This is a genomic window from Novosphingobium aquae (genome assembly GCF_037572715.1).
Lineage (GTDB): Bacteria > Pseudomonadota > Alphaproteobacteria > Sphingomonadales > Sphingomonadaceae > Novosphingobium > Novosphingobium aquae.
Genome location: NZ_JBBHJY010000009.1, coordinates 198,412 through 214,884, shown reverse-complemented (window position 1 = coordinate 214,884; position 16,473 = coordinate 198,412). Strand labels below are relative to the sequence as shown.

Genomic DNA, 16,473 nt, shown 5'->3' with positions numbered 1-16,473 from the left:
ACCGACCTGGTCAGTTCATCGTGGATCGGCCTGACGTAAGCCGGATCGTTCCCCAGATGGCCCGCCAGACGGAAGCCAAGATCGTCGGCTCCGCATCGCCTCGCGCGGGCCCCCGGGTCCGATGCCGCAGGCCACCGCGCGCTTTCCGCGCTGGACGAGTTTGCCATCAATCTTCAGTTGAAGCCTTGCACCCTGACCAGAACTGCGCGGAACGGAGACTGGTTGCGATTGGACTGGCAGCCCTCTCAGACACCTTGCGGCCTGCCCGAGGTAAAGACCGTGTCCGGCCGGTAGCTGCCATTGAGGCGGGCGACCAATGGTTTGGCACCCCGGACGATATATTCATTCGGGTCGCTTGACGCTGCGACCAGTGCCAGCATCGCAGCCTCTGCCAGGTCGCCTATGGAATCGAGCGCATTGATTGCCATCAGGCGAGGCGGAACGGGGCCGGGTGCCGTCACCCGTTCGGCAAGGATGGCCACGCCTTCGTCACCTCGGCCGATATGACAGAGGGTTTCGGCGGCGACGCCCCTTACCGAGGGCCAGGGATCATTTCTCGCGACTTCCAGCAAAGGCTGGACGGCGGGTGCGGCCCGGTCCTTCAGGATGAGCAGGCCGGTCGCCGCCCAGTACCGCATCACGCCATTTGCATGGCGCAAGGCGGCGGTGAGCAGTCCGAGCTTGCGCGGATCGCTGCGGGCGGCTGCCTGTGCAAGTGCCATAACCGATTTGAGCGGATAGACTTCGGAACTGCGAGAGCTGGCATATCCCTCTGCCGGGCTGCCCTCGGGAATGAACCCGTTGTCGACGATCTCGATCATGTGCCGGTCAAGGGCGCGGCGCATGACGGCAAGGCGGGGGCCGTGGCGGGGGCTAGCGACGAGATTGGTCAGCTGGTCCGGGTCTGCCGAGAGGTCGTAGAACTCTTCAAAGGGTTTGGGTCCGAAGAACCGCCGCTGATCCGCGTCAAGGCGGCCGGCCAGCCATTCGGCCTCCCACGATTGATAGCTCTTGAGATTCCATTCGAAATCGCCGCGCATTCCCCAGATCCGATGCGGCATGTAATTGCGGATGTATCGGTAGCGGCCATCTGTAATGGTGCGCACGAAATCATAGCGCTCGTCCATCCGGTTACGCATTCCGAAGGCATATTTGGCGGGCCCCTTGGCGTGCCGCCCAAGGAATGCGCGGCCCTGCATGGTTTTCGGCGCAGGAATGCCGGCCAAAGACAACAGCGTTGGCGCAAGGTCGACCAGATTTACCGGTGAACGCACTTCGTTGCGCATCGGCACGGGACACAGGTGGCGCCACTTCGGCGGGACGTAGACCACAAGTGCAACCCGCAGGCCCTCGTCATAACAGTAGCGCTTGCTTCGCGGCAGCACGCCTCCGTTATCGGAATAGTAGATGACGATGGTGTCCTCGGCGAGGCCATCGTCTTCAAGCTCCTTCAGCCGCGTGCCGATCTGGGCGTCCATGGCGCTCATCAAGGCATAATAGCTGGCATAATCGCTGCGCACGGCCGGGGTGGCGGGGAGATAGGCCGGAATCCGCAGGTCCTGAAAGTTTTCCCGGCCGGGAGCGGGCCGGAAAAGGGACGATTCATGAGTCGTCATGTAGTTGAAGACCGCCATGAAGGGCTGATCCTCACGCCTCCCTCGCCAATGGGCCTTGCCGCTGGAATCGTCCCAGATGCGCGCCGGATCGACATCGCAGTTGTAGTCCGTCTTGGCATTATTGGCACAGTAATAGCCCGCGCCGCGCAGGTATTCCGGGTAAGTGCGCAAGTGTGGCGGCAACTTGGCGCTCGCCCGCATGTGCTGCGCGGGTGAGCATGTCTCCGGATAGAGGCCCGTAAGGATGCCGAAGCGGGTCGGCGCGCAAACGGGCGCCGGGCAATAGACATTCCGGTAAAGCACGCCGCGCCGGGCAAGAGCATCAATGTTGGGTGTACGGGCATGACGATCCCCATAGGCACCAATGAAGGGGCCATTGTCCTCGCTGACGAGCCACAGGATGTTGGGGTGCGATACCGGACCTGTCGCTGCGCGCAGTCCTGTCGCTCCTCCGGCAAGAGCCCCAGTGACAGCGGCACCCAGCGCGGTGCGCCTGGAAATCGGCATGGACATTCCCTCTCAAAGCGATTGCATTCCTGTTCCGGACGTCCGTGGCAACGGCAGGCCGGTCAAGAGTTGCTTGCAATATCTGGCGCATGGGTGACACAGGTTGTGCAGCCAGTAAAATTGACTGAAATGTTACAAGACAATCACCGGGAGCGTTCGTCAGTTGCGGCTCGACAAGTTTGACCTCAATTTGCTGGTCGCCTTCGACGTCCTGATCGAAGAGCGCAACGTCACTCGCGCGGCCAAGCGGCTCAACCTCACCCAGTCGGCGATGAGCGGCGCGCTGCGCCGGCTGCGAGAGGCATTTTCCGACGAAATCCTTGTCCAGCAGGGCAAGAAAATGCTGCCCACGGCGGCGGCACTGGCGCTCGCGCCCGAGATTTCGGCGATGGTGTCCGATCTGCGCGGCCTGCTCGCCAAGGGCTTGTCGTTTGATCCCTTCACCAGTGAGCGGCTGTTCCGCATCGTTGGGTCGGACTACATCGCGATCGTGCTCGTCGGTCCCTTGCTGGAGCGGCTTCAGCAAGTGGCGCCGAATGTCCGGATCGATATCGCGCTGCCCCAGCCCGGCGTCCGCGAAAGGCTGGAAGACGGCGAAATCGACCTGATCATCTCGCCCGAAAGCTTCCTCGAAGGCCAGCATCCCCGCGAACTCCTGTTCGAGGAACGGCACGTGGTAGTCGGCTGGACGGGCAACCCCGTGCTCGATCAGCCGCTCACCCGGGAAGCCTATGAATCCTGCGGCCATGTCGCAGCCTCTGTGACCAGCAAAGGGACTTTTGCCGAAAACTACCTGCGCGAACACAGCGACAAGCGGCGTATCGAAGTGACGTGCGCGGCTTTTGGCGAGGTCGCGTGGATGCTTCCCGGGACCGCGCGACTCGCGCTTATGCACGAACGTCTGGCGAAGATTTTTGCCGGCTTTTTGCCGCTGCGCATCTGCGATCTGCCGTTCGAACTCCCGCCGATGCGCGAGATGATGCAATACCACCAGTCGCGTGCCGAAGATCAGGGAATCGCCTGGCTGCGGGCGCAGCTGATCGAAGCTGCAGCGATCGCCTGAATATCATCATTTCAAGTGATAGGTCATCAGCTGTAAAAATCGTTGTCCCTAATCATGCTGGCCCTCTAAATTGGTCTAACCAAATTCAGGCACAGGCCAGATTCAGCCAATAGGCGTGTCCATGGGAGGGCGACCAATGAAAGTGCAACTCAGTTCCAGCGATTCCGCGAGCCGTATTTCGAAAGCCATCAGGCTTGCGCTGCTGGCCGGCGTATCGATCGCCATGATGGGTGGTTCTGCCCATGCGCAGGACACGGCCAGCGCCGCAGCGGATGAAGCCGAGCAGTCCGAAGAGGCCGGCATTGTCGTCACCGCGACCCGCATCGAGCGCAATGGCTATACCGCCCCGACCCCCACCACGGTTGTTGGGCAGGATTTCATCCAGCAGCGCGCGATCAACAACATCGGCGATGCGCTCAACAAGGTTCCCTCGTTCCGCGCCGCTGTTTCGCCCAGCGCCGGCGGCCTTGGCAATACAGGTGCATTCCTGGCCGATCTTCGCGGCCTCGGCCCTGCCCGCACGCTGGTCCTGCTTGACCGGGCGCGTCTGCCGCAGACGATGATTCCGGGCGTTTCCACGTCCGCCGGCACGACCGACCTCAACGTCATTCCAACCGGCCTGATCAAGAACAGCGACGTCGTCACCGGCGGCGCATCGGCGGCCTATGGTTCGGATGCAGTTGCCGGCGTGATCAACCTGCAGATGGATGACCGTTTCGAAGGCATCAAGGGCTCGGTCCAGTACCGCGAGACCCGCTATCACGACGCCAAGAACAAGTTCGCCTCGATCGCCGGTGGCACGAGCTTCGCCGATGGGCGCGGCCATATTGTCGCCGGTTTCGAATACAACGACGATGGCGGCACGGCCTATTACAACAATGTCCGCGAATGGGGCCGTGATGCGTGGAACATTGCGGTCATCACCAATCGCCCGGCTGGCACGCCCGCCAACGTTCTCGGGCCTTATGGCAATTACTTCGGCACGGCTTCCAGCGGCGGCGTGATCCTCACCGCCGGCGCGCTTCAGGGGCTTGCCTTCGTTCCGACCGCATCGGGCGGCGTCACCACGACGACGTTCAATCGTGGCCTCAGCAACCTGACCGCCAGCCTCGATTTCTTCACGCCAACCTCGCTGGCGGCGAACGCTGCAGCGGGCATCGTCAACCTCAACACCCAGCAACTGCGCCCGGCGCAGAAGCGCTACAACGGCATGGGCAAGCTGACTTTCGACTTCAGCGACAACCTCTCGTTCTATCTTGCACCGCTCTACTCAAACGTCACCAACACCGGCATCATCCTGATCCGCCGTGACGGCGCGGGTGCAGGTCCGGGCCTGACGATTGCCAGGGACAATGCGTTCCTCGCCCAGGCGCTGACCCCGGCACAGCTCGCGCTGGTTCCGGCTGGCGGGCTGTCGATCGGCTATTCGGGGCAGGACTTCGGCCCCAACGTGCGCAAGGTCCAGAACGAGCTGATCCGCATCCAGACCGGCCTGCGCGGCAAGTTCGGAGACACCTGGAAGTGGGATGCCTCCTACGTTTACGGGCAGAACACCTCGAACGTGTCGATCTCGAACAACTTCAACAACGGCAATTTCCGCAATGCGCTCGATGCGGTTTCAGTCGGCGGACAGATCGTCTGCCGCAGCGCGGCAGCAGTTGCCGCCGGCTGCGTGCCGATCAACATCCTGGGCAAGGCGAACGCATCCGATGCCGCGCGCAGCTACATCCTTGGCACGGCAAAGGGCACGGGCCTGACCAAGCTGCACGATCTGGCGGCCAACCTTCAGGGCGAGCCGTTCTCGACCTGGGCCGGGCCGGTCTCGATCGGCGTTGGCGTTGAATACCGCAAGGAATCGATCAAGCTCGATACTGATGCGCTGTCGCAGTCGAACTCTTGGCTGACCGGCACCGGCGCCACGCTCGCGACTGTCAGCCAGAACGTCAAGGAAGCCTATCTCGAAACGATCATTCCGCTCGCGCAGGATATCGCGATTGCCAAGAAGATCGAATTCAACGGGGCCATCCGCGCGACCGACTACAGTACCTCGGGCGGCGTCACGACCTGGAAGGTCGGCGGCACCTGGGAAGTGGTCGACGGACTGATGTTCCGCGCGACGCGTTCACGTGACATCCGCGCGCCCAACCTGATTGAACTGTTCACTCCGCAGGCGCAATCCCTGCCTCTGCCGGCTGATCCGCGCGTCGGCGTCGCTCGCCCAACCAACAATGCCGGGTTCATCGTTGGCGGCAATCCCAACCTGAAGCCGGAAAAGGCGATCACCCAGACGATCGGCGTCAGCTATCAGCCGTCGTTCCTCAACCGGCTGCGCCTCTCGGTCGATTACTACAATATCAGTATCAAGGGCGCGATCACCTCGACCGGTACGCAAGGCGTGGTGAACAACTGCTTCATTGGCGGCGTCTATACCGGCAACTCGTGGTGTTCGCTGATCACCTTCGCCAACAACGATCCGGTCGCGGGCCAGATGACCGGGGCGCAGGGCATCACCGCCAACGTCGCCGAGTTCAAGACCAAGGGCCTCGATTTCCAGGCCAGCTATCGCCAGCCAATCGCCAGTGGCACGCTTTCGATGAACCTGCTGGCGACGCACGTCATCGCTTTCCGCTCGTCGACCGACATCTCGACCCTGTTCCCAACTGGTATCGACCGAGCGGGCCAGACCGGCGCGGCATTCGGTGGTCCTGCCGGCCTGCCGAAGTGGCTGGTCAACCTGACGATGGACTACGAAATCGGCGGTTTCGGCCTCAACACGAACTTCCGCTGGGTGTCCAAGTCACACCAGAACAACGGCCTTTTCGGGCCTGATCAGGCCGGTTACAACACGGCGCTGGCCACCAGCATCACCGATAACAATATCCCTGCCGTGGCCTATGTCGATCTCGGCCTGCGCTACAACTTCGGTCCGGACAAGCGGTTCCAGGTCTACTTCAATGTCGACAACCTGTTCGACAAGGACCCGCCGCTGCCTGCCAACGGCAGCGCCTACTACGACCTGATGGGACGAACCTACAAGGGCGGCGTCCGCTTCCGGTTCTGATCAAGACCGCGCCGGGCGGGACCATCCTGCCCGGCGTTCCTTCTGCCGGGGGGCGATGCGAGGATGACCATGATGCGCAAGAAGTTCCGGATCCTCACTGCCCTTGGCCTGCTGCTGGCCAGTTCCCACGCGGCGCTCGCCGCGGGTCCGGCCCGCGTCACTCTCGATTCCGGACCTGTCGAGGGCAAGCGGCTTAACAGCGGAGCCACCGCCTTCCTCGGCATCCCGTTTGCCGCACCGCCGGTGCGCGATCTGCGCTGGAAAGATCCGCAGCCGGTCATCCCCTGGAAGGACACCTACCACGCCGACCGCTTTGGCCCGCAGTGCATGCAGCCGCAGCGCGGCCTTTTGACCAACCAGTATTCGGGCGCCGAGATCACCAGCGAGGACTGCCTCTATCTCAATGTCTGGACTGCGCCGGGTCTGAAGAAGGCACCGGTCATCGTCTATATCCATGGCGGCGGTTTCTTCATCGGCTCGTCGAGCATGCCGATCTACAGCGGTGAAGCTGTGAGCCGGCAAGGCGCGGTCTTTGTCAATTTCAACTACCGCACCGGCGCGCTCGGCCTGATGGCGCATCCGCAGCTTTCCGCAGAATCGCCCCACAAGTCCTCGGGCAATTACGGATTGCTGGATCAGGTCGCAGCGCTGAAATGGGTTCGCCGCAACATCGCCCGCTTCGGTGGTGATCCGGAAAACGTGACGATCGCCGGCCAATCCGCCGGCTCGATGTCGGTCCTGATGCAGCAGGCGAGCCCGCTGACCAGAGGCCTGTTCCACCGCGCCGTCGGCATGAGCGGAGGGCTGGGCGCAGGTCCCGGAGCGACAATGACTTTGGCAGAGGCCGAAGGCGAGGGCGTCAAGCTGCAGAAATTCCTGAAAGCCGCCGATATCGAGCAACTGCGCGCCATGCCGGCCGACCGCATCGTGGTTCCCCGCATTGCCGACGGCCCCAAGGTCGGCGCGAACCAGGACGGCTATTTCCTCCCCGACACGCTCGAAAACTTGTTCGCCAAAGGCGCGCAGAACGATGTGCCGTTGATGCTTGGTTTTGCCCACGATGAATCCTTCGGCGGCTTCGGCGAGGTCCGGGGCCTCGACGATTACCGCGCCAAGGCCGCCGCCCGTTTTGGCGACAGGGCAAAGGACTTCCTCGATCTTTACCCGGCCGCGACCGACGTTGAGGCAAAGGCGCAGGCCCGCGCCGCCGACCGCGACAGCACGATGGCCTCGGCCATGGCCCGCTGGGCCGAAGCGCAGCTCAGTCACGGCAAGAACCGCGTGTTCACGTACCAGTTCAGCCGCGCACACAGCTATGCGCCGGGAGTGAAGCTTACCGACCTCGATCCGGCGACGGCGGGTGCCTATCACACGTCCGAGGTGCCGTTCTGGCTGGGGACGCTCGACAGCTTCAACCGCTATCGCACCACCCGCAACTGGACGAGCGCCGACCGCGCCTTCAGCCTGGCCATGACCCGCTCGCTCGTCGCCTTCGCCCGAACCGGTAATCCCGATGCGGCGGAGATGAAGTGGCCAGCCTATGATCCCAAGGCGCCAACTCTGATCGAGCTGGGCACAACGGTGCGCACCGCGCCCTGGCCAGACCGCCGCAAGTTCGAGTTTTTCCAGAACGTGCCCCGCCCATCTATGGCCGGCGGTGCGCTGCGGGACTAGCATCCCTTGGCAGCCGGAAAAGCGGGAGATCGTGGTGAGGACTGAATTGCCGCAAGGCGCGCAGGCAGGGCCGGATCGGCCGCTCGGGATCGCGGTTGTCGGCCTCGGCATGGCTGCCCAGCCACATCTGGCGGCGCTTCGTGATCTTGCCGAAACCATCGATGTGGTCTGGGCCTGCAGTCCATCGCCCGAACGCACGCAGGCGTTTTCCGCCGAATACCCCGAATGGCCGGTGACCAATGACGTGACCGCCGCCATCACTGACCACCGGGTCGAAGCCGTCATCCTGCTCACACCAGCGCACACCCATGCCAGACTGGGGATCGAAATCCTGGCGAGCGGCCGGCACCTCCTGGTTGAAAAGCCGCTCGATGCGCGGATGGACCTTGCCGAGGAATTGGTCGCCGCCGCCAAGCGATCCGGAACAAGGCTTGGCGTCGTCCTCCAGCACCGCTTCCGCCCTGCCGCGCGGCGCCTGCTGGAACTGGCGCGCTCGGGAGAAGTGGGTGAAATTGCGGGGGCCGCAATGTCCGTCCCCTGGTGGAGGCCGCAGAGCTATTACGACGAGCCGGGACGCGGAACGATGGAGCGCGACGGCGGCGGTGTGTTGATGACTCAGGCGATTCACACGCTCGATCTGTTCCGCGCGCTTGCCGGCCAGTTGAGGGTGCGTTCTGCCCATGCCAGCCGCACTGCGCTGCACCGGATGGAGACTGAGGACATGGCGACAGCGCTGTTCGACCTGCCGAGCGGCGGATGCGCCACCATGATGGCGACAACCGCAGCGATCCATCCCGGCCCGGAGACAATTGAACTTTTCGGCGCAACGGGCGCCGCCCGGCTCAGCGGCAATCATCTTGCGGTGACATGGCTCGACGGCCGGACCGAGGAACTTGGCGACAGTGCCTTCAATGCTCCGACCGGCCCGATGGATTTTGATCACGGCCCTCACCGGGACCTGATCGCCGACTTCGTCCGCGCGGTGCGTTCGGGGCGCGAGCCAGAATGTTCGGGCGACGAAGCGCTCGCCACGCAGCGCCTGATCAACGAAATTCTCGAAGCGGCAAGCTTCACCCCTGACCTCGCTTCGCAAGGCATGGCGGGACGCTAAAAATTGAAACTGGAGGAATGCACAGTGGCACGAGGAATCGCACAGACAGTGGGCCTTGCAGCAGCAATCGCGCTGCTTCACCCGCTGGAAGTCGCTTACGCCAAGCCTGCGCGCCCGGCACCCGCCGCAGCTGCAATCCGCTCCACGGTGCCGTTGGCGGAAGGGTGGCGTTTCAAGCTGGAACCGGCACAGACCGGCCCCGAATTGGCGGATTATGACGATTCCGGCTGGCAAGCCGTGCGCGTCCCGCACACCTGGAACCGGGTGGGCTATTACATCCCCGATCCCCAGACGCACATCAACCGGGCAGAGACCATCGACAAGACGATGGGCGTGGGCTGGTATCGCCTGAATTTCGCCAGCCCGGGTGCTTTGACGGGCAAACGCGCGTGGCTGCAGTTCGATGCCGCCAGCCGGATCGCCGAGATCTGGGTGAACGGCATCCGCATCGGCGAGCACAAGGGTGGTTTCTCGCGGTTCCGCTTCGACGTCACCAGCGCGTTGAAGCCCTCCGGCCAGAACCTGCTCGCGGTCAGGGTGGACAATTCCAGGCCTGCGCCGGGGGCAACCACTGCAGATGTCCTGCCGCTTACCGGCGACTTCTTTGTGCATGGCGGGCTTTACCGGCCAGCCTCGCTGATCGTGACTGGCGATGTTCACGTGACGATGCGCGATCACGGCGGCAGCGGCGTGCGGGCAGAAACCGTGTCGATCGCCGGAGGCAAGGCCGAGGTCGGGGTCTCCGCTCGGCTCCGCAATGATGGTACCCGGCCCGCCGCGGTGACTGCGGTGGCAAAGCTGCTCGATCGCGCCGGACGGGTGGCAGCACGCCAGTCCAGCAACCTTGTCCTGCCCAGCGGCGTGGACACCGAATTCAAGGCGGCGCTGAAGGTGTCCTCGCCGCGCCTGTGGAACGGGGTGAAAGACCCCTATCTTTACACGCTCGACGTAGAGATCAGGCGCGCGGACGGGACGATCATTGACCGCGTCAGCCAGCCGTTCGGCATCCGGCAGATGCGCATCGATCCCCGTGAGGGCTTCTTCCTCAACGGCAAGCCCTATGTCCTGCGCGGTGTCGGCTATCACCAGGACTTCGAGGGCAAGGGCTGGGCGATCGATGCCAAGGACACCGAGGGCGACATCCTCGCCCTGCGTGAAATGGGCGCCACCTCCATCCGCCTGACGCACTACCAGCATGGCCAGCCGGTTCATGACCTCGCCGATCGCTATGGCATGGTGGTCTGGGATGAAATTCCGCTGGTGTCGCAATGGACGCTGGGCGGCGCGGCAACGCCGACCGAGCCGCTGGTGCAGAACGCGCGGCAGCAATTGCAGGAAATGATCGCCCAGAACCGCAACCACGCATCAGTGGTGACCTGGGGCATCGCCAACGAGGTCGATTTCGGCAATTCGCTCCCCGGCTTCCTGACAGAGGCATCGAAGGTGCTTCCCGATCCCTTGCCGATTCTGAACGACCTCAACTCGCTGGCTCACAGCCTTGATCCCTCGCGGCCCACCGCGCTTGCCACCTGCTGCGAAGGACGCCTGTTCGCGTCCGGCGTTGAAGTGCCGATCACCGCGCCGGCGGCCGATCTGGCCGGGGCGAACCGCTATTTCGGATGGTATTACGGCAAGCCCGGCGAGCTTGGCGCATCGATGGACGCGCTTCATGCCAAGCGGCCCGAGCAGCCGCTGTCTATCTCCGAATACGGCGCTGGCGGCGCGACCACTGTCCACACCGACAACCCCGAAGCGACCCCGCCCGATTCGCGCGGTCGCAAGCAGCCAGAGGAAGTCGAAAGCCTGATCCACGAAGTGAACTGGGCTGAGTTGAAGGACCGCAAGTACCTCTGGGCGACCTGGTTGTGGTCGGGCTTCGATTTTGCCAGCACGGTCCGCAAGGAAGGCGATGCCGAAGACATCAATACCAAGGGCCTGATCACCTTCGACCGCAAGATCCGCAAGGACGCCTACTTCTTCTACAAAGCCAACTGGTCAGCCAATCCTACGGTCCACATTACCGGCCGGCGCTATGTCAACCGCGCCTATCCGGTGACGGACGTGCGGATCTACAGCAATGCCCCGCAGACCGAGCTGGTCGTCAACGGCAAGACCTATGGCAAGCTTCCCGCCTGTCCGAACAGTGTCTGCGTGTGGAAATCAGTCCGGCTTGCTGCGGGTTCGAACACCATCATGACTCGCGGTCGCTTTGCCGGACGGCAGGTGGCCGACCGGGTGATCTGGCAACTGGGGGCGGAATCTGCCCGCGCCTTCCGCATCGATGCCGGCGCGCTGGTTGCCGGGAATAGCGCCGAAGGGCAGTTCGGCTCTGACAATTTCTTCGTCGGGGGTGAGGCCGGCTCGATCGACAGACCGGCCAACTACGGACGCCCGCAGGAATTGACGCCGGTGAAGAATACGCCGGACCGTGACATCGCCGCGACCTATCGTTCGGGCAACTTCGCATACAGCGTGCCACTGGCGAACGGACGTTACCGGGTGCGGTTGACCTTCGTTGAACCCGCCCGCGCTCCGGGCGAGCGGGTGTTCGATGTTGCCGCCGATGGCGCAACTGTGCTGCGCGGCATCGACATCGCCAAAGACGCAGGCGGGACGATGAACGCTGTGAAGCGGACATTCGATGCCACGGTGACATCAGGCCAATTGGCTATCGCCTTCTGGCCGGTGAAGGGGGACGCAATCGTATCGGCGATTGCCATCGAGCCTGTTCCTTAGCGGCGGTAAAGGTGCGTATGCCCTTGCCGCAGCCCGGAAAGGTAACTGCGGCTGGGGGCAATTCCCGCCGGGCATCGAGCTGTCCCCGGGTTTTCGGCCCAGATCGCCAACGATGAGAACCCGTGGGCAGAAAATGCCCGCGCCGACGGCCCGGTCCTGACGATCATTCCCTTTGATGAAGAGATTGCACTGGAGGTTGGTAAAACCTCGGACCAGTGCCTATCAGGGCTGCATCACCAGTCGGGAGCGTCGATCTGAATGCCAAGCCAAGGATCGAAACTGACTCTTCTGGAATTGGGATGGAATCGCCATTTCAGCGATCAGCTGTCTGGTGAGGACCATCGGGAATGCGTGCCCGTTCGGGTCATGTCCGTCCACCGCGGGAAGATCAGTGTCGCTGGCGAAGGGTTGGAGGCATCGATACCCTCGATTCTCCCGGCGTCCAGCGGCCCCGAAGACCGGCCCACCGTGGGCGACTGGCTGCTGGCCGAGCGAGACGGATTGGCACCCGTGCGCCTGCTCGAACGCAGCAGCCTGTTCAAACGGCCCGCGCCGGGGGACGACAACCGGATCCAGCTTATCGCTGCCAACGTCGATACGCTCTTCATCGTTACCTCGTGTAATGCAGACTTCAACATTGCGCGCATCGAGCGCTACCTCGTGCTCGCGCGGGAGGTGGGCGTGCGCCCGGTTGTGGTGCTGACCAAGGCTGACCTGAGTGATAGCCCCGCAGACTTTGTGGAGGCGGCCAGTGCGATTCAAAGCGGCCTGCAGGTCGAACTGATCAACGGGCGCGATCGCCAGAGTGTCGCCCAACTCGCCGATTTCTGCCGGCTGGGAGAGACTGTTGCCCTCGTGGGATCATCGGGTGTCGGGAAATCCACCCTGATCAACACTCTGAGAAATCTTGACGAAATCGAGACCCAGGCAGTGCGCGAAAGCGACGGCAAAGGGCTGCACACCACGTCGGTCCGCACGATGCATCGGCTCGGCTCTGGTGCCGAGGGCGGCGGCTGGCTGGTGGACACGCCCGGCATGCGTGAGCTTCAGATGTCTGAGGTTGCCGCTGGCGTGGCCGAGGTGTTTGATGACATCGTTGCCCTGACTCTCGAATGCCGTTTCACCAATTGCTCGCATTCCGACGAGCCCGCTTGCGCGGTGCGCGATGCCATGGAGAGTGGACAGCTCACACCCATCCGCTTCGACCGATGGCGCAAGCTGTCCCTTGAAGACAGCACAAACAGTGACATCGCCGAGGCCAGACGCGTGCGAATGACAAAGGGACGACGAAGGAGATAGCCGGTGTCTGAAACGCCCTGACCGGTCGGGCCAGCCACGTCTCCAGTGGCAGGAAAAACGCCAGAGGTCTTTGCGCACCTAGAGCACTTCGATGTTGGCCAGGACATAGTCCGCCTGTTGCCTGATGGCTGACCGGTCCTGCGGGGTCATCTTTTCCAGCTGGCGATAAGTATGCCCCAACCGGTGATTGGCTGCCAATCTGGCCTGATTGCGCTCAAAGAAATCCCAGTAAAGCGCGTTGAACGGGCACGCGTCCTTGCCGATGCGGGCCTTGCGGTCATAGCGGCAGCCCCGGCAATAGTCGCTCATCCGGTGGATATAGGCGGCGGATGAAACGTAGGGCTTGGTCGCCAGCAGTCCGCCATCGGCATATTGGCTCATGCCCAGCGTATTGGGCAGTTCAACCCATTCGAAAGCGTCGATGTAGACGCCCAGATACCAGCGGTGCAGCGCCTGCGGATCGATGCCGGCCAGCAGGGCGAAATTGCCGATGATCATCAATCGCTGGATATGATGGGCATGGGCCCGGTCCAGCGATTGTTCCAGCGCATGGCCAAGGCAGCGCATCCGGGTCTTCCCGGTCCAGAACCAGTCCGGCAAGGGCAGGTCGTGGCCGAAATGATTGACCGATGCATAGTCCGGCATTCGCGCCCAATAGACCCCGCGGACATATTCCCGCCAGCCGAGGATCTGGCGGATAAATCCCTCGACCGCCGCCAGCGGGGCGTGGCCGCCATGATAAGCCGATGCCGCCGCATCGATGACTTCGCGCGGGTGCAGCATCTTCACGTTGAGCGCGAAAGACAACAGCGAATGGAACAGCTGCGCGGCCTTGCTGCTCATCGCATCCTGAAAATCGCCAAAGCGCGGCAGGGCGTGGTGGATGAAGCTGTCCAGCATCGCCAGCGCTTCGTCCCGGTTCAGCGGCCAGCGCAAATCCTGCTCGTGCGGGGCGCCGAAGCTGCCCGCGCCGCTGGCCTTGATCGCCTGCCACAAGGCCGAATGATCATGGCGCGGGCGTGTGTCCTGCGGCTCGGGCGGATCGCCGGCCCAGGGCTTGCGATTGTCGGCATCGAAATTCCATTGCCCGCCAACCGGCTTGCCGGAACCGTCGATCAGCACGCCGTGCTGCTGGCGCATCCGGCGGTAGAAGCTTTCCATCAGCCACTGCTTGCGCCCCGCGAACTGTTCCGCAACCTCGTCACGCGCGGAGAGAAAATGTTCGCTGTCCACCATCTGCGCCGGGATGGTCTGGCTGGCGGCATAGTCGGCGAGTTGCCGGTCGAGCCGCCATTCGTCGGGGGCCTGCCATGCCAGCCGGGTGGCACCGTGGCGTTCGATCAACAGGTCGAGATTGGCGGTGAGCGACTGCCGGTTCGCCGGATCATCGATGGCGATGTAATCAACCCGGTGGCCCTGTTCGCGCAAGTGCCGCGCGAAGTCCCGCATGGCGGCGAAGATCGCGATGATCTTCTGCGCGTGGTGGCGGACGTAATCGGTTTCCTGCCGCACCTCCATCAGCACGTAGACCGCATCGGGCGCGGCGGCATCGAACCACGAATGGCGCGGCGACAGCTGGTCGCCAAGGACCAGGCGCAGCTCTGTCATTCAGGCTGGCCCGCACCGGACTTCGGACGGCTTCCACGGCACCGGTCAGAGCAATAGCGAACCTCGTCCCAGACGGCCGCCCATTTCTTGCGCCAGGCAAACGGGCGCTGGCAGGTGGCGCAGGTCTTGGCCGGGAAGTCGGACTTCTTGCGGGTTTTCACTCTGTCGGCGCCGGTCTCAGTAGCCGGCTTCGATCGCCAGCCGGATCGCATCGGCGCTGGTCCGCACGCCAAGCGCGGCAAACACCGCCGCGCGGTGCATCTTTACGGTGCGTTCGCTGAGGCCCAGGTCGAACGAGATCTGCTTGTTCAACTTGCCGGCGGCGATCTGCATCAGCACTTCGCGCTGGCGGCGACTGAGGGCCGCCACCCGGTTGTGCGCCGCCTCGCGCCGCGCTTCATTGGCGCGGGCAACATCGTCGGCAATTTCGACCTGCGAGCCGAGGAAATATTCCAGCTCTCCGGCCGCATCGAAGATCGGCACGACCATCACGGCGTTGCGGAAAGGGGTGCCGCCCTTCTTGTAGTTCAGGATCTCGACCATGACTGGCTGGCGCCGGCGAATGCCGTTGCGCAGCATTTCGGTCAGCCAGGGTTCGGTGCCCGGACCTGAGAGGAAGCGGCAATTGTGCCCGACGATTTCCTCGCGGCTGTAGCCCGTCAGCGCCACGAAGGATTCGTTGCATTCCACGATCGGATTGTCCGGCAGCCGCGGATTGCTGATCACGGCCGCTATGGGACTGGTCCCGATCATGGTGGAGAGTGACATGCTGACACTGGTCTAGCCGAAGGCCCGATGCTCGCAAAGTGCCCTTTTGGACAGGTTGGCCCGGCGGCAGTTCCTGCGAGAAGGAGGATAGTCCCAGACCCGCCTGAATCCTCGGGCGGTTCGCGGCATCCAAAGGCCCTTGCCATGACATTCGTGATCATCCTGCTGATCGGCGGTTTCCTGATCGCCGCCGCAACCGCGCTTATTCGCGGGCTGGGGGCCTTCCTGCGCGATGCCGAGAATCTGAACCGGCCCGACAAGGCGACAGGCGAAGCGTTTGGCGTGCAGCAAAACCGGCTGATGACCCAGCGGGTGCTTTTTCAGGCCGTGGCCGTGCTCCTGATCGTGCTGATCGGGGCGCTGGCCGGGTCGAAGTGACAGTTTCCAGATCGAAGATGAAGGGGAAGAGCCAGTGAACTACGTGACTAAAATGGACGCGTTCGATCCCGACGAGCGCAAGATCTTCGTTCCCGAAGAAATCCAGGAATCGATCCGCACTCTGATCCGCTGGGCCGGCGACGATCCTGACCGCGAGGGGCTGGCCGATACGCCCAAGCGCGTGGCGCGGGCGTGGCGCGAATATTGTCAGGGCTATGACGCGGATCCGGGCGAGCATCTGTCGCGCACCTTCGCCGAAGTCGGCGGCTATGACGAGATTGTCGTGCTCAAGAACATCCCGTTCCAGTCGCACTGTGAACACCACATGGCGCCGATCACCGGCACCGCCTCGATCGCCTATCTGCCCACGGACCGCGTTGTCGGCATCTCGAAGCTCGCCCGCGTGCTGCATGGCTATGCCGAGCGACTGCAGGTGCAGGAACGGCTGACGGCGCAGGTTGCCCAGGCGATCTGGGACAACCTGAGGCCGCAGGGCGTGGCCGTGGTGATCGAGGCGCAGCACGGCTGCATGACCGGGCGCGGGGTCAAGACGCACGGCGTCGGCATGGTCACCAGCCGGATGCTTGGCTGCTTTCTGGACAATCCGGAAAGCCGCAAGGAAGTGCTGGCGCTGATGAACAAGTGTTGATGG

12 protein-coding genes are annotated in these 16,473 nt (G+C 63.3%); 8 read left to right on the top strand and 4 right to left on the bottom strand.

What is annotated here, in order from left to right; genetic code table 11:
- Positions 1-245: 245 nt before the first annotated feature.
- Entirely contained in the window at positions 246-2,123 is a 1,878-nt protein-coding gene (locus WG900_RS16915; protein WP_339968997.1) for a sulfatase-like hydrolase/transferase, read from the bottom strand.
- 163 nt (positions 2,124-2,286) lie between these two features.
- On the opposite strand from WG900_RS16915, the gene WG900_RS16910 reads away from it, so the two are divergent.
- The 6 genes from WG900_RS16910 (at position 2,287) to rsgA (ending at position 13,067) form a co-directional block, all read left to right on the top strand.
- The gene (locus WG900_RS16910; protein ID WP_339968995.1) at positions 2,287-3,186 is read left to right on the top strand and encodes a LysR family transcriptional regulator; all 900 of its coding nucleotides are present in this window, start codon (positions 2,287-2,289) and stop codon (positions 3,184-3,186) included.
- A gap of 136 nt (positions 3,187-3,322) precedes the next feature.
- Positions 3,323-6,247: a TonB-dependent receptor domain-containing protein gene (locus tag WG900_RS16905; protein WP_339968993.1), complete on the top strand. Its 2,925-nt coding sequence runs from the start codon at positions 3,323-3,325 to the stop codon at positions 6,245-6,247.
- Between the two features lie 63 nt (positions 6,248-6,310).
- Positions 6,311-7,921 carry a carboxylesterase/lipase family protein gene (locus tag WG900_RS16900; RefSeq protein ID WP_339968991.1) on the top strand — a complete coding sequence of 537 codons (1,611 nt, stop codon included), beginning with the start codon at positions 6,311-6,313 and terminating at the stop codon, positions 7,919-7,921.
- A gap of 34 nt (positions 7,922-7,955) precedes the next feature.
- Complete coding sequence (locus tag WG900_RS16895) at positions 7,956-9,032, top strand: Gfo/Idh/MocA family protein (RefSeq protein WP_339968989.1); 1,077 nt, start codon at positions 7,956-7,958, stop codon at positions 9,030-9,032.
- Positions 9,033-9,056: 24 nt separating this feature from the next.
- Positions 9,057-11,768 (top strand): glycoside hydrolase family 2 TIM barrel-domain containing protein, encoded by a 2,712-nt coding sequence (locus WG900_RS16890; protein WP_339968988.1) that lies wholly within the window; start codon positions 9,057-9,059, stop codon positions 11,766-11,768.
- A gap of 366 nt (positions 11,769-12,134) precedes the next feature.
- On the top strand, positions 12,135-13,067 hold the full coding sequence (rsgA, locus tag WG900_RS16885) for a ribosome small subunit-dependent GTPase A (RefSeq protein WP_339968986.1): 933 nt from the start codon (positions 12,135-12,137) through the stop codon (positions 13,065-13,067).
- Between the two features lie 78 nt (positions 13,068-13,145).
- Here the strand turns inward: rsgA and WG900_RS16880 are convergent, their stop codons facing one another.
- From WG900_RS16880 to WG900_RS16870, 3 genes are read right to left on the bottom strand one after another with little or no spacing between them, the layout of a single operon-like run.
- Positions 13,146-14,675 carry a cryptochrome/photolyase family protein gene (locus WG900_RS16880; protein ID WP_339968984.1) on the bottom strand — a complete coding sequence of 510 codons (1,530 nt, stop codon included), beginning with the start codon at positions 14,673-14,675 and terminating at the stop codon, positions 13,146-13,148.
- The gene (locus tag WG900_RS16875; RefSeq protein ID WP_339968982.1) at positions 14,672-14,836 is read right to left on the bottom strand and encodes a DUF2256 domain-containing protein; all 165 of its coding nucleotides are present in this window, start codon (positions 14,834-14,836) and stop codon (positions 14,672-14,674) included. Before WG900_RS16875 ends, WG900_RS16880 begins: the two co-directional genes overlap by 4 nt.
- A 16-nt stretch (positions 14,837-14,852) precedes the next feature.
- The gene (locus tag WG900_RS16870; RefSeq protein WP_339968981.1) at positions 14,853-15,443 is read right to left on the bottom strand and encodes a PAS domain-containing protein; all 591 of its coding nucleotides are present in this window, start codon (positions 15,441-15,443) and stop codon (positions 14,853-14,855) included.
- A gap of 144 nt (positions 15,444-15,587) precedes the next feature.
- Between WG900_RS16870 and WG900_RS16865 the strand changes: the two genes are divergently transcribed.
- A complete protein-coding gene (locus WG900_RS16865) occupies positions 15,588-15,821 on the top strand; it encodes a hypothetical protein (protein ID WP_339968979.1) in 234 nt (77 codons plus the stop codon).
- A 52-nt stretch (positions 15,822-15,873) separates the two neighbouring features.
- Complete coding sequence (folE, locus tag WG900_RS16860; RefSeq protein WP_339969027.1) at positions 15,874-16,470, top strand: GTP cyclohydrolase I FolE; 597 nt, start codon at positions 15,874-15,876, stop codon at positions 16,468-16,470.
- Positions 16,471-16,473 lie beyond the last annotated feature (3 nt).